We start from the raw sequence: 13,526 nt of genomic DNA, 5'->3' as shown, positions 1-13,526 counted from the left end.
CATCCTGGCTGGGAGCGCCATCGGTGGAGGGGGCGTTTGCTGTCCGGATAAAGAAGAACAACAAGCGGAGGGGCTCAAGATGCAGCGGAAGTATCTTGCAGTGGCAATCCTATGCACCGGCGCCAGTGTCGGGCATGCCCAGTCGACCGTGACGCTCTACGGCGTCGTCGATGCGAACCTTGAATTCGCCAACCATCTCGGCGCCGTGCCGGTTGCCGCGAATGGTTTCAACCCTGGCCCGTCGAACAACGTTTTCCGCATGGATTCCGGCGGCGTGTCCGGTTCGCGCTGGGGTCTGCGCGGCTCGGAAGGGCTGGGCGGCGGCCTCAAGGCCGTCTTCGTGCTGGAGAGCGGCTTCAACCTCGATACCGGCACCTCGCAGCAGAGCGGCCGCCTGTTTGGCCGGCAGGCGTTCGTGGGCTTGCAGAGCGATTATGGCCAGCTTTCGCTGGGCCGGCAGTACACGTCCATGTTCGAAGCGCTGGCGAACTTCGCGCCAGCCGCGTATGCGACGCAATACGAACCCGTCGTGGTCATGGCGGGCGCGAATTTCCGTGAGGACAACACGATCAAGTACACCGGCAGCTTCGGGCCGATCACGGCGCTGGGGCATTTTTCGTTCGGTACGGGCCTGGCCTTGCCGCCCACCGTGGGCGCCCCGTTCATCCTCGGCGGCAACGGCGAAGTACCGGGCCAGTTCCGGCGTGATACGGCCTATGGCGCGGCACTGGTATATGCCACCGGACCACTTGGCGTGGTGGTGGGCTACGACCAGTTCAATCCGACCATCGCGCCCACCGCGCAGCCGACCAACGCGGGCACCGGCACCTTCAAGAAGGCCTCGGTCGGCGCCAGCTACGCGATCGGGCCGGCGAAGATCATGGCGGGATACCGGTGGGGCCAGAACAAGAACCAGCAGGGGGCCGAGTTCCTGCGCGATGACTTCTACTGGATCGGCGGGACATACCAGATCACGACGGCCATCGGGCTGACGCTCGAGTACAACTACGACAACGTCAAGAACCAGTTCGGCGATGCGCACCTGGCCAACCCGTGGCAGATCTCGGCTATCTCCAACTATGCGTTCTCCAAGCGGACCGACGTCTACGTGACGGCGGCCTACACCAAGAACGCCGGTCTGGCGATGGAGTCCGCCGCGATCTTCTATGCCAACAGCCTGTCGCTTGGCAACAGCTATGCCCTGGCCAACGGACAGAGCTCAATGTTCGGCATTGCGGTGGGGCTGCGTCACAAGTTCTGAGCGGGTGGCGGGTCCGACAGGCAGCCGGTCCAGGCGCATCAGGGGCAGGAAGAGGATTGCCGCCCCACTTGCCAGCCCGGCGAGATGGGCGGCGGCCAGCGGTGGCGCGCCGAGCCATGCGGCATCCGCCGCGCCCCCGCCGCCCAGCCACTGCCAGAGCGCACGGACAATCAGCGCGCCGAGCACCAGCGCGGCGGTTGCTTCCGCGCGGGCACGCGGCAGCAGCGCCAGCGCGGCCAGGCCGTAGTTGACGCCCGAGAAGCCGGCATAGTGCTGCAGACTGGGCAAGGTGGCGAACAGGGCCAGGCCGATGATCGTGGCCAGCAGCAGGCAACAGCGCCACGCACGCAGCGGCGCGGGCAGGATGGCCGCCAGCGCCACCACGCCCCCGACGTTGAGCAGGCAGTGCGTCCAGCCGAGATGCACAAAGTGGCCGGACACCAGTCGCCAGACTTCTCCGCTGGCGATGGCCGAGCGTTCGTACCGCAACGCATCGGCTATCGTGGCGCCACCCGCTTGTAGCGCGAGCATCAGCAGGGCGACGGCGAGGAAGCCCGGATGGACCGGGCTTTGCCACCGCCAGTCAGGCCAGCGGCGCGCCAGGGCGTTCAGACTGCCCACGAGCGCCACGAGCGGCGGCGTGCCAGCGCGGCCACGCCAGCAGCCAGCGTCAGCCACGTGAACGGGTCCATCGAGCCGGCGCCGGAGTTGCCGGAATCGGCCGATCCGCTGGAGCCACCGGAACCACCGGAGCCACCCGTACCGCTGGTGCCATCTGTGCCACCTGTGCCACCTGTGCCACCTGTGCCACCTGTGCCACCTGTGCCACCGGCGCCATCGCTGCCGCCACCTGTCGACTGCGAGTTCAAGGCCAGATCGACCAGCACCGGATCATGGTCCGACGAACGGTAGGGGTCAGCTGCATAGAACGTCTGTTGCTGCTCGGCGCTCTTGTACGCGAACGAGTATTCAAGCGCGATCGGCTCGTCTGCGTTGATGTGCCATTCATGCACGGCACGCACGCGATCTGCCAGTGCGGAAGTGGCCAGTGCGTGGTCGATGTAGCCCGATTCACCGCCGAACACGTAGCTGTACGCATCCTTGCCTACGAACTTCGCCACCATGTCGGCGTAACCCTTTTCGGCGAACAGCAGTACCGGATCTTCCTTGGCGTAGCTGTTGAGGTCACCGATCAGCAGCTTGCCCACGTCGGCCACGCCGGTCGGGGAGGTAGCCAGCCAGTCGGCGATCAGGCCCGCCGCGCGCAGGCGGGTGGGGTTCCAGCAGCTCTGGCCGTCGCCCTGGTCGGCGTCCTTGCCGGCGGCGCCGGTGCAGCCCTTGGACTTCAGGTGGTTCACCACGACCGTGAAGTTCTGCGTGCCGCCCACGCGGTGGAACGTGCGGGCCAGCGGCTGGCGGTTCTTGTCGTCGATGGCCAGCGTGGCGGGCACGCCCACCGGTTCCACGTTGCGGCTGTTGTAGATGATCGCCACGGTGATCGCATCGCCGCCCAGCTTGGGCAGGCCCGGATCGACGTAGCGCCAGTCGGCGCCGAGCTGGCTCGTCAGGCGGCGGATAGCGCTCAGGTCGCCGTAGCCGTCGTTCTCGATTTCCATCAGGCCGACCACATCGGCGTCAATCGCGCGGATGGCGGCAACGATCTTGGCTTCCTGCCGCTCGAACTCGGCTTGCGACTTGGCGCCACGGTTGTTCGGGTCGTCGAAGCCGGTGCCCTTGCCGTCGCCGTTGAAGTAGTTCAGCACGTTGAACGAGGCCACGCGCACGTCAGCCTGGGCATGGCGCGTGGGCGCGCCCGTGCGCGGATTGCTGGCGGCGCTGAACGTGGGGGCGGCGGCACCCGGTACCGGCTGCAGGCGCCAGGCGTTGTAGCGGATCTCGAGCACACCCTGCACGCCGCTGACCGTGTAGCCGGCACGCACCGGATTGGCCGCGGACAGGCCCGGGGCGGGGTAGGGCACCGTGGCGGGGTTCTGCAGGTTGGAGCCGTCGTCCAGCACCAGGCGGTTGAGCGCGTTGGCGGCGGCTTGCGCGGCGGCGCCGTTCGCGGCCGGGGCCACGTTGGTCGGCAGCGGCAGGCGGCCGTTGCTGAGCAGCACGCTGCCATAGCGGCCAAGCTCGTAGGTCTCGCTGACCGTCAGCGTCTGGGGCAGGCGCACCAGCATCCCTTCATAGGCCGACAGCGTCTTGGCGTCGGCCAGCGGCAGCGTGACATCGACTGCCGTCACCTTGTTGCCGCTGGAGCAGCTTGCCAGACCGTTCGCAGCCAGCGTCAGTTGTGTCTGACCGTACTTCTCCTCGACCTTGCCTACCAGGTGGACCAGGTCGCCGGCGCGCGCGGTCACGCCGGGCGCATAGACGAAGAGACCTTCGGAGACACCGGGCAGCTTGCGGCGCTGTGCGTCGGGCTGCTGCACGAAGAATCCGCTGAAACCGCCCGTGCCGCTGTAGTCGGCGGTGACCACGGCCTCGATCTCGACGTTCTGACCGGCCAGCGGCGAGGTCGATGTCGCGCCCTGGACGTCAGCGAGGTGCGTTGCCGGTGCGCCACACACTGCCGCCACCGGCGGCGGCGTGACGGTGCCCGCGCCGTTGTACAGGCCCAGGTCCGAGAAGTCGTCGACGTTGAACGAATCCCACTGCACCGCTGGATCGAACGCCGCCGTGATGTCCGTGTCGCCCTGCGTCACCGAAGCCTTGCGGCGCAGCGTGTGGTCCTTGGTGCCGGCAGTGGCTGTACCCCAGAAACCTGACGGCGGCTGGAAGCCGACCTGTCCGATATGGTCCACCACGGTACCTGAGCGCGTGAGCGTGAGGGCGTCGTCGCCATTGAACGTGAACGTTACGGCCTGGTTGACCTTGGAGCCGAGCACCGCGGCCAGCGTGCTGTGCGCCATGACGTAGACCGACCCCGGCGCGAGCTTGCCGGCGAGCTGGAACGTGGCATTCGGCGCGGTGACGCCGTTGTTGTACTGCTCGATCTTGTAGAGCGACAGGTCGGCCTCGGTGGCATCGGGGTTGTAGATCTCGATGGCCTTGTTGTTCGAGGTACCCTCGACGTACTCACTGATGATCAGCTCGGCATGGGCGGGTAGCGCCATGAGGAGCACGGCTGGAAGTGTGTAATGCAAACGCATGGATTGGCTCGGATGGAATCGCGCGACTTGGGCACGGGGTGTTGTGGGGACTGCGAAGCGCGAGATGCTATGCGGCGTCGATGACGCGCCAATGACTGGCTGGCATACATTTGACCGGTGCTACGCCGGGTCGCGCTTGTTTCCATCCGCAGGCCCGCCTTCTGGAGGCGAGGGCCTGATGCTCCGGGACGTTTTACCTGTGTAGCGTGACGGGAAGATGGCTACGTGCCCGGCGGACACGGGCCGTTGGCAAGAGGGCGGCGTTACTTCTGCCCATACGTGGCGACGATGCCGAGCGCGGTTCGCAGGACCTCGTTCTTGAACCGTGGCATGTCATGGGGCAGATCCGAGAACGCTTCGAGAATCTGGCGGTACGAGCCCCGCCGGGCTGACCCCGAAGGTAGCGACGAGGGTTAAAACTTCCGGGTTATCGTCTCTGGCCGCCGAAAGCGGCAGGTAATCCCTGACGATCGGACTCCAGGCATCCCTGAAGAGCCGGGCTGGCTGACCAGCCCGACACGTGCCACATCAACGTTGATATGCCGGCGCAACGAATCCCGCGAACCGTTGCTGCGTAACCTGCTTGAATGCCTGTGAACGATAGGCCTCGCGAATGTCCGCGACATAAGGCCGGTTCAGATCGCTGGTCCTGACGGCGACCAGGTTCATGTAGTAGTCCGGAATCTTTTCAAGCGCCAGCGCGGTGGTGAGTTTCAGGCCGGCGGCCAGCGCGAAATTCCCGTTCACGAAGGCATAGTCCACATCGTCCAGCGAGCGCGGCAGTTGCGCTGCTTCCAGTTGAATCAGCTTAAGCTTGTGCGGGTTACCGTCGATGTCGCGCTCGGAGGCGCGCACGGCATCGGTGCCGGGTTTGAGCGTGACCCAGCCGATCTGCTGCAGGATCGCGATGGCCCGCGCCAGGTTGGTGGGGTCATTGGGCAGCGATACGGTGGCGCCGGTCTTCACCTCGGCCAGCGACTTGTGCTTGCGGCTATAGATGCCGATCGGCGCGGTGGGAACCTGGACGATCTCGGAGAGCGCCAGCTTGCGGTCGCTCGAGAATTTTTTCAGATAGACCACATGCTGGAACGCATTGGCGTCGATGGCGCCGTCGGCCAGCGCCAGATTCGGTTGGACGTAGTCGCTGAACTCGATGATGGTGACTTTGTAGCCCTGCTGCTCGAGGATCGGCTTGACCCCGTAGCGGATCTGGTCGGCATAGGGGCCGGCGGTGGCGCCGAAGCGGATCTCCTTCTTGTCGGGGTCCGCTGCTCCTGCAGCCTGCATCACCGTTACCGCAAGCAGCGCGGTGAACAGACGTAGTCCCTTGCCCAGCTTCATCGTCTTCTCCCTTCTGGCCCTGTTGTTCTTGATGGATGTCGTCGTGGCATGTGCCATGGCGTCGGGCCATTGTATGGCCGACCCGCCGCGGGGAGAACGATCAAGCAGACATACGCTTATGCGTCAGGCGTATATGGGCGGCGGTGTGGCGCGACAGGGAGCGTTCAGGGAGCGTTCAGGCCGGGTCTGTCTCGGGTCGCGACATCGCGGTATCCGTCCAGCGATCCGGACGCAGCAGCAGGCGCACGGCCGTGCCGTGGGGCGACGATTCGATTTGCAGTTCGCCGCCGATGCTGGCCGCGCGGCTGCGCATATTGGCCAACCCATGACCTTGCGACGCAGCCGTGGTATCGAACCCCGGTCCGCTGTCGCGAATCTCGATGACGATCGCGTCGGCATCGTCGGGCAGGCTGCGCGCAATGACCTTGATCACGCCGCCCGGCGCGTATTGCATGGCGTTCGAGAACGCTTCGAGTAGCAGGTACTGCAACTCCCGCACGATCTGGGGCGTGAGTCCTTTCAATTCTGGCAGACGGTCCACCTGCCAGTCCACTGTCATGCCCGCCGCTTCGAGCCGTTCACGCAGGCGGTAGCGCAGCGTGCCGAGCACGGCTGCCAGGTCTCCACCGGTGTCCTGCATCGCGTCGACCGAGAGCTTCAGCGCGTCGAGGGCCTGCTGCAGGTGCTTCTGCATGACCGGCGACGAGGTCTGACCCGAACGCACCAGGCTGAGGGCGCCAACCAGCGTGCTGCCGAGCCCATCGTGCATGTCGCGCATGATGCGGCCACGTTCCTTCATCGCGGCCTGTTCGCGTTCGATCTCGCGCGAGCGGGCGTAGAGCTGTCGCAGTTCGTCTTCCTTCTGCGCCACCTTCCGATCCAGATCGCGATTGAGGTCCGCCAGCATCCGGCTGGTACCGGTGAAGCGTTCCACCAGCAGCCATGCCATCGCCAGGCTGAACAGCAACGACACGTACTTCGTCAGGGCGGTTTCCCAGTAGAAGTCGCCGATCATGGTGATCCGGATGAAATCCGCCAGCGTGAGCGCCGTGGCAAGCCCAAGCGCGCCGGCCAGCACGATGCGCTCGCGATTGGGGCGACGCCATGCCGACCACACCAGCGCGCCGCCGACGCAGCAGGCCATCACCACGTTGACCGCCCAGTCGGCCAGCTTCAGGTAGGGCACGCTGAGCACGCTGGCCATCAGCAGGATCAATGGCAGCTTGAGCCACAGATACCCGTTGACCAGCCAGCGCGGCCAGCGCGCGCGCACGTCGATGACGATGAATGCGAACTTCGCGGTGGCCAGCATGAAGACGGCGCGGCCGGAGAGGATGATGACCTGCCAGAGACCACGCGGCAGCGGCGCGTCGGTCAGGAAGAATTCGGCCAGGCTGATGGCCCAGGCGATCTCCGCCAGCGCATAGAGTCCGAACAGCGGATCGCGCTGCCGCCACCAGATCATCAGCGAGATACCGGCCAGCACCAGGCTGACAGCCGCAATGACCAGCGGGCCGATCACGCGGAACCAGAGCGCGCGGTCATAGTGCGCGCGCGTCACGCTATCGGGCCCGAACTCGATCGCCGACAGACCGCCACGCGCGTCCGCCCGGGCGGAGATCGTGACCACCAGTTCGTTGTCAGGCTGCAGCATGGCCTGCGGCACGGGCACATGGAGCGGACGCTGTCCGCCATACAGGGCCGGCGCGCAAAGGTCTCCGGCAGTGGCCAGCAGCTTGCCGTTCAGGCGCATCTCGAAGCTGTTGGCCGCGCGTGCGAGGTAGAACCCCAGACCTTCGCGGCCGCCAGCCTCATGGGGAAAGCGGATGCGGAAAGTGGCGGTGCCACTCTGGCGCGGCAATTCGCGGTCCCAGTAGTACGGCAGCGAGACCGGTGCGGATGGCGAGCCAGTGCTGCCAGCGGCGTTGTCGTGTGCGTTTGCGCCGCCGCTGCAGTGGATCGCGCCGAATGTGCCATCGGCTTGCCTGAAGATCTGTGTGGAGGCGTTGGTGGCGTCTTCGCGCTTGTCTTCGCGCTTGTCGTCGCCGACGGGCGAGCACGCGGCCAGCATCAGCGCGGCCAGGGTGACGAAGCCGAGCAGCAGGGCGATCCATCGCGAGGAGCGCTGGGAGCGCGGGGCGGGAGTGAGGCGCGCGATCACCGTGCGGCTCACATCGATTTCAGCAGACCAAGCTTGTGGGCTTCGAAAACCGCCTCGGAGCGCGAGTTCACGGCCAACTTGCCGTAGATGTTGCGGATGTGGGCCGCCACCGTATTCACGCTGATGGACAGGTGCCGGGCGATCTCCGCATACGTGTAGCCGCGCGCGACGAGGTCGAGAATCTCGGACTCCCGCGCGGAGAGCGCAACAACGGCCTCTGGTAACAACGGCGTCGCCGGTTCCGCACGGACGGCGCGCGGGGCAGGGATGTTCGCATCGCGCAACCGGTTAATGACGCGGCGGGCGATCACGGGACTCATCGGAGAGCCGCCTGCGCGAAGCTCGCGCACAGAGGCACGCAGGTCTTCGTCGGAAGCGTCCTTGAGCAGATAGCCGGTGGCCCCGGCCGAGATGCTGGCCAGCACATTGGCCTCATCACCGAACATGGTGATGACCATGCACTCGCAGTGTGGGTGCCGGCGCCGGGCAAAGCGGATCACGTCGATGCCGGAGCCATCGGGCAGGCCCAGGTCGCACAGCACCACATCGGGCGTATTGACGGTCAGCCACTCGCAGGCGCTGACGCGGTTCTGGCAGGTCGCCATCACATGGATGCCGGGCACGCTGGCAAGCGCGGAAGTCAGGCGGGCACTGGTGGCCGGGTCGTCTTCTACAAGCATCACGCGGATATCCGCGTCCATCGCCGGGGGCTGGTGGGTCATGGTCTGGTCGATCGGCCACTTCGGTTGCGCAGTCCGGCCTGCCGCGCCGTTTGCCGCGCCGGCCAGGCAAGGGCTGGCGCCGGGCTATCCTAGCGACGGCGACCCGCACGGTCAATGCCACGCAGGGGTTGTGGCGGATCGCATACGGTCACCGGTGGGCGGCAATACCCCGCCCAGCCTTGCAGCGCGGGGCTTTACACGACTCCGCCGTCACTCTGCAATGCGGAATTGCGCGAATCGGCAGAATCTTGGCCGCCAGCCGTGCATCTAACCGGACTACTCAATGCTCGTCCCGCAATAGTGCAGGAAGAGCCGCCAGCGCCCTCAGCCAACTCCCCATCCGTATCAGGAGCCCAACCTTGGACGTTGCCATTGAACTGACTACGCGAGTCGGCGTGCTGCTGTTCTTCATCGCCATTTGCCATGTCATCGCACAACGTGTGCGGTTGCCCGACCCGATCATCCTGACCGCCGCCGGCGTCACTATCGGCTTCGGCTATGTGGCGCTAGAGCATGTCGCGCCCGCATTCGCAGCGAATACTATCGCGCCGTTCCTGTCGCCGGCCATGCCGCCCGAGGCCTATCTCTGGATCTTCCTGCCGCCAATCCTGTTTCAGGCGGCAATCGAGGTCGATAGTTCAGGGTTCGTCGCCGACCTCGGCCCAATCCTGCTGCTGGCCATCGGCGCCGTGGTCGCGGCAACGCTGAGCGTCGGCGCGGTGGCTTACCTGACCAGCGGGCAGGGACTGATCGCCTGCCTCTTGCTCGGTGCGATCGTCAGCACCACCGATCCGTCCACGGTCATCGGCCTGTTCCAGAGCAGTGGCGCGCCGGCGCGGCTGATTCGGCTGGTCGAAGGCGAGAGCCTGTTCAACGATGCCGCCGCGATTGCGATCACAACCTTGCTGACGGGCGTGATTTCGGTCATGCCGACACACGATGCCGCGCATTTTCCGCTGGCCCAGTTTCTTCTCTCGCTGCTTGGCGGTTGCGCGGTCGGCTGGCTCGTGGGCGTGGTGTTGGTGTTCGTGTCGGGCGCGATGCGCAGCCCGCCGTTCGCCGAGTACTCGCTATCGCTCGCGTTGCCTAACCTGATCTATCCGTTCGCGGAGCGCGTGCTGCATGTGTCGGGCGTGGCGGCGGTGGTGTGCGCGGGGCTCGTGGTCGGGCGGATCATGCTTTCGCGGCGCCCTGCATCGCACGTCAAGCTGTTTCGCCAGTTGTGGCTCTATCAGGCCACTATTGCCAGCGCCAGCGTGTTGCTGCTGGCGACAGCACACGTGCCGTCGCTGCTCGACGACCTGCGCATGATCGACGTCGTCATCCTGCTGCTCGTGCTGGTCGCGGCGGTGGCGAGCCGGTTCGGCATCTTGTCCGTGAGCATGCCGATGATGAGCCGGATTGGCATCTGCAAACCGTTGCCGGTCTCGCACCAGTTGCTGATTGCCTGGGGTGGCGTGCGTGGTCCCGTGACGCTGACACTGGCCATCTGCCTGGCCCGGAATCAGGACCTGGCGCCAGACACCCGTCATTTCGCGGCGGCCATGGCAGCGGGCTTCGTGCTGCTGAACCTGTTCTTCAACGGGCTGACGCTCAAGCTCTTCGCCCGTTGGCTCGGTGTGGCGGCGCCGGGTGGGCGAAGGCCGGCCGCGATCGAAGTCGATTGACCGCGGTCAGGCGGACGGCTTGCGCGCGGCCGACGGCAGGCGCTTGCGCCACGACCATCCCATCGTCATGCCCGCGGCGGCCAGCAGGATCAGCGTGGCGCCGGCGATCTGCGACGGGTGCAGGTGATGGCCGAACGCGAGCCGGTCCACCAGGATGGCCACGATCGGATAGATGAACGACAACGCGCCGGTCAGCGAGGTGGACAGTTTCTGGATGGCGCCATACAGCAGGATGTACATCACGCCGGTATGCACGAAGCCGAGCGTGACCAGCGTCGTCCATGTTGCGGCGCCGGTGGGCCAGTCCGCTTGCAGGCTCATCGGGAGCAGCGTCACCGTGCCGACGATCACGTGAATCAGCGCGATCAGGTGCGGCGGGACATCCTTGAGCTTCTTGGCGATCAGCGCGGCCAGCGCGTAGCAGAACGCGGCGCCCAGTGCCAGCAGGATCCCGACCAGATAGCGCCCATCCATGGCGCCGGCATCGGGCCCCGCACGCACGATCAGCAGCATGCCGCCGAACGCCAGCACGAGCCATCCGAACCTGGCGAGCGTCAGGCGCTCGCCAAGGAACAATGCGCCGAGGCCAACGAGCATGAACGGCTGCGTGTTGTAGACCGCCGTGGCGATGGAAATAGACGCGCCGGAGTAGGCCGAGAACAGCAACAGCCAGTTGGCGACGATGGCCAGGCCGCCAGCGACTGCCAGCGCCAGTTGCCGCCGGCTGATTCTGCCGGGACGGAGATAGCTGTCATTTTCAGAAGACGACTGCACCAATTGTCAGGAGTCGATAACACTACATCGGCGAGAGCGAAAACTTCCCGGCTCAGTGCGAGCTAAGTCTGCCTGCGTACCTTCTCCACTGTGCAAATCCCTGCACTCTTCTGGAGAAGCATCATGTACCGCTATACCAAACTTTCCCTTCTGGCCGTCGCCATCGCTGCAACCGGCGCGGTCGCCTACGCCGCCAATGGCGGTATGGAAAACGACGCACTGGCAATCAGCAAGGCCAAGATTCCCCTCACTCAGGCGGTCACCGTCGCCGAGCAGCACGCCAATGGCAAGGCGTCACGCGCCGAGTACGAGAACTCGAAGCAAGGCTGGGTCTACGACGTGGAAGTCGTCAGCGGGGCCAAGGTCTTCGATGTCCGGGTCGATGCCGACAAGGGCACGGTCATCTCGTCTACCGAGGACAAGGCGGATCACGATGATGACCACGACAAGCGGGACTGACTCCCGACAGTATGGCCGGATCGTTTCCCTCGGAGGCGATCCGGCCCGGAGACCTCATGGAATCACTCAACCATACATTTTTTCTCTGGCTCAACGCACCGGAGCATCCCAGTGCTTTGGCTCTGACGTTGGCCACCTTCTTTGCCGAACAGCTCATCTGGGCGGTTCCACTCCTGATCGGCATCGGCTGGCTTCGCGGCGGCGAGCCTACCCGCAAGACGATGCTCGTTGCTAGCGCATCGGGATTGCTGGGCCTGCTCATCAACCAGATCATCGGCCTGGCTTGGTTGCATCCTCGACCTTTCATGATCGGCCTGGGTCACACCCTCATCCCTCATGTTGCCGATTCGTCTTTCCCAAGCGATCACCTGACGCTGTGGTGGGCGGTTGCCTTCAGCCTCGCGCTGCAACGAGGCCCACGAATTGCAGGCGTGACTTTGGCTTTGCTGGGCGTTCCCATTGCCTGGGCGCGCATCTACCTTGGAGTGCACTTCCCATTCGACATGCTCGGGGCCATCGCCGTTGCTGCAATCTGTGCCTGGCTGACGTTACGTGAAGCACACTGGTATCTATTGCCAAGTTATCAACTTTCCACCGGAATCCATCGGCGGCTTTTCAGCGGGTTGATCGCGCTTGGATGGGTGCGCGAGTGAGCCTATGGGCGGGCTAAGTCAGCATGTTCAAACTGCTGGCAAACCATTTCACCCCCGGCAGGAGAACACCATGAACAAATTGCCCACGAGCAGCACCACTGGCTGGCTCAATAAAGTCCCGGAAGTCGCGCTGTCGTTCTGGATCATCAAGATCATGTCCACCACGGTGGGCGAGACGGGAGCCGATTTCCTGGCGGTCAACGCAGGGTGGGGGCAAGGCGTGACTCGAACCGTCATGGCTGCCCTGTTGGCGGCCGCCTTGTTCATGCAGTTGCGCACCCGACGCTATACCCCTTGGATTTACTGGCTGACGGTGGTACTGGTCAGCGTGGTCGGCACCCAGATCACCGATCTGCTGACCGATGGCCTTGGCGTCAGCCTGTACATCAGCACCTCGGCGTTCGCCGTTGCGCTCGCCGCGATCTTCTTCGTCTGGTATCGGATCGAGCGCACCCTGTCCATTCACGACATTGTGACGCGCAGCCGGGAGCTGTTCTATTGGGCTGCCATCCTCTGCACGTTCGCGCTGGGCACGGCTGCTGGCGATTTGGCGACCGAGGCATTGGGCTTGGGCTTTACCTGGGGCGCGGTGGCGTTCGGTGTGCTGATTGGCATCACCTATACCGCCTGGCGCATGGGCGGCAACGCCGTTCTGACCTTCTGGATCGCCTACATATTGACCCGCCCCTTCGGGGCCGCACTCGGCGACTTGCTGACTCAGGCCAAGACCTATGGCGGCCTTGGCATGGGTGCCATGTGGACAAGCGCCTTGTTCCTCACGGTGATCGTCATGCTGGTGGCCGTCGCGCAGATCGGCATGAATGGACGCCGCTCGGCCCAGCTCGTCGAATAACCATCTTCGCTCTACACAAGGAGAAAAACATGCTCATAAAGCACTCAATCGCTCGCCCTGTTGCCGCCATTTCGGCCGCCGTGCTCGTGGTCCTCGCGGCTGGTTGTTCCAAATCTGCCGATCAGAACAACGCAAGCTCGGCATCAACTACACCGGCCCAGACTGTCTCGGCCTTGCAAGTCAAAACTGCATCCAAGCTGGGCGACCTGTCGGCCTTCCGCAGCATCGCCACTGATGTCGCCGCCATCGTTGACAAGGGCGATCTGCCTGCTGCCAAGTCACGCATCAAGGACTTGGAAGTCGCATGGGATTCGGCCGAAGCCGGACTCAAACCGCGCGCGGCAGATGACTGGCATCTGCTCGACAAGGCCATCGACAAGTCGCTTGCGACGCTTCGCGCAGACACGCCAAGCCAGGCTGACTGCAAGGCTGCGATGGATGCCCTGCTGAAAACCTTTAACACGCTCGAAGGAAAGTGAG

The 13,526-nt window shown here is 64.9% G+C and carries 12 protein-coding genes; 6 read left to right on the top strand and 6 right to left on the bottom strand.

The window, feature by feature from the left end; translation table 11 throughout:
* The first annotated feature begins 79 nt into the window (after window positions 1-79).
* Window positions 80-1,261: a porin gene (locus RMET_RS25600; protein ID WP_011519401.1), complete on the top strand. Its 1,182-nt coding sequence runs from the start codon at window positions 80-82 to the stop codon at window positions 1,259-1,261.
* Here RMET_RS25600 and rrtA read toward each other — a convergent pair.
* The 5 genes from rrtA to RMET_RS25575 form a co-directional block, all read right to left on the bottom strand.
* Window positions 1,220-1,939: a rhombosortase gene (gene rrtA / locus RMET_RS25595; protein WP_224444328.1), complete on the bottom strand. Its 720-nt coding sequence runs from the start codon at window positions 1,937-1,939 to the stop codon at window positions 1,220-1,222. The two genes, RMET_RS25600 and rrtA, sit on opposite strands and share 42 nt — an antisense overlap.
* Window positions 1,870-4,416, bottom strand: a complete 2,547-nt coding sequence (locus RMET_RS25590; RefSeq protein WP_011519399.1) for an ExeM/NucH family extracellular endonuclease — start codon at window positions 4,414-4,416, stop codon at window positions 1,870-1,872. The genes rrtA and RMET_RS25590 overlap by 70 nt, the downstream gene beginning before the upstream one ends.
* Before the next feature lie 528 nt (window positions 4,417-4,944).
* A complete protein-coding gene (locus RMET_RS25585; protein WP_011519398.1) occupies window positions 4,945-5,757 on the bottom strand; it encodes a MetQ/NlpA family ABC transporter substrate-binding protein in 813 nt (270 codons plus the stop codon).
* A gap of 175 nt (window positions 5,758-5,932) precedes the next feature.
* The gene (locus tag RMET_RS25580) at window positions 5,933-7,930 is read right to left on the bottom strand and encodes a sensor histidine kinase (RefSeq protein ID WP_029310134.1); all 1,998 of its coding nucleotides are present in this window, start codon (window positions 7,928-7,930) and stop codon (window positions 5,933-5,935) included.
* The gene (locus tag RMET_RS25575; protein ID WP_011519396.1) at window positions 7,927-8,640 is read right to left on the bottom strand and encodes a response regulator transcription factor; all 714 of its coding nucleotides are present in this window, start codon (window positions 8,638-8,640) and stop codon (window positions 7,927-7,929) included. The genes RMET_RS25580 and RMET_RS25575 overlap by 4 nt, the downstream gene beginning before the upstream one ends.
* Before the next feature lie 359 nt (window positions 8,641-8,999).
* On the opposite strand from RMET_RS25575, the gene RMET_RS25570 reads away from it, so the two are divergent.
* Window positions 9,000-10,307 (top strand): cation:proton antiporter, encoded by a 1,308-nt coding sequence (locus RMET_RS25570; RefSeq protein WP_011519395.1) that lies wholly within the window; start codon window positions 9,000-9,002, stop codon window positions 10,305-10,307.
* A 6-nt stretch (window positions 10,308-10,313) separates the two neighbouring features.
* Here RMET_RS25570 and RMET_RS25565 read toward each other — a convergent pair whose 3' ends face one another.
* Window positions 10,314-11,081: a DMT family transporter gene (locus tag RMET_RS25565; protein ID WP_011519394.1), complete on the bottom strand. Its 768-nt coding sequence runs from the start codon at window positions 11,079-11,081 to the stop codon at window positions 10,314-10,316.
* Window positions 11,082-11,204: 123 nt separating this feature from the next.
* On the opposite strand from RMET_RS25565, the gene RMET_RS25560 reads away from it, so the two are divergent.
* From RMET_RS25560 to RMET_RS25545, 4 genes are all read left to right on the top strand, one after another.
* The gene (locus tag RMET_RS25560) at window positions 11,205-11,540 is read left to right on the top strand and encodes a PepSY domain-containing protein (protein ID WP_011517525.1); all 336 of its coding nucleotides are present in this window, start codon (window positions 11,205-11,207) and stop codon (window positions 11,538-11,540) included.
* A 56-nt stretch (window positions 11,541-11,596) separates the two neighbouring features.
* Window positions 11,597-12,193: an undecaprenyl-diphosphatase gene (locus RMET_RS25555; protein WP_011517526.1), complete on the top strand. Its 597-nt coding sequence runs from the start codon at window positions 11,597-11,599 to the stop codon at window positions 12,191-12,193.
* 70 nt (window positions 12,194-12,263) lie between these two features.
* A complete protein-coding gene (locus RMET_RS25550; protein WP_005797951.1) occupies window positions 12,264-13,046 on the top strand; it encodes a COG4705 family protein in 783 nt (260 codons plus the stop codon).
* 29 nt (window positions 13,047-13,075) lie between these two features.
* Window positions 13,076-13,525: a hypothetical protein gene (locus RMET_RS25545; protein ID WP_005797953.1), complete on the top strand. Its 450-nt coding sequence runs from the start codon at window positions 13,076-13,078 to the stop codon at window positions 13,523-13,525.
* Window position 13,526: the final 1 nt, after the last annotated feature.

This window comes from Cupriavidus metallidurans CH34, from assembly GCF_000196015.1.
In the GTDB taxonomy this organism is placed as follows: Bacteria; Pseudomonadota; Gammaproteobacteria; order Burkholderiales; family Burkholderiaceae; genus Cupriavidus; species Cupriavidus metallidurans.
This window is presented reverse-complemented; position numbering and strand designations above follow the sequence as displayed.

What these genes read in the sequence shown, in the direction of transcription:
- RMET_RS25560 (WP_011517525.1), top strand. Translation starts at nt 11,205, where the DNA reads ATGTACCGCTATACCAAACTTTCCCTTCTGGCCGTCGCCATCGCTGCA.
- RMET_RS25590 (WP_011519399.1), bottom strand. Translation starts at nt 4,416, where the DNA reads ATGCGTTTGCATTACACACTTCCAGCCGTGCTCCTCATGGCGCTACCC.
- RMET_RS25555 (WP_011517526.1), top strand. Translation starts at nt 11,597, where the DNA reads ATGGAATCACTCAACCATACATTTTTTCTCTGGCTCAACGCACCGGAG.
- RMET_RS25545 (WP_005797953.1), top strand. Translation starts at nt 13,076, where the DNA reads ATGCTCATAAAGCACTCAATCGCTCGCCCTGTTGCCGCCATTTCGGCC.
- RMET_RS25550 (WP_005797951.1), top strand. Translation starts at nt 12,264, where the DNA reads ATGAACAAATTGCCCACGAGCAGCACCACTGGCTGGCTCAATAAAGTC.
- RMET_RS25585 (WP_011519398.1), bottom strand. Translation starts at nt 5,757, where the DNA reads ATGAAGCTGGGCAAGGGACTACGTCTGTTCACCGCGCTGCTTGCGGTA.
- RMET_RS25575 (WP_011519396.1), bottom strand. Translation starts at nt 8,640, where the DNA reads ATGACCCACCAGCCCCCGGCGATGGACGCGGATATCCGCGTGATGCTT.
- RMET_RS25600 (WP_011519401.1), top strand. Translation starts at nt 80, where the DNA reads ATGCAGCGGAAGTATCTTGCAGTGGCAATCCTATGCACCGGCGCCAGT.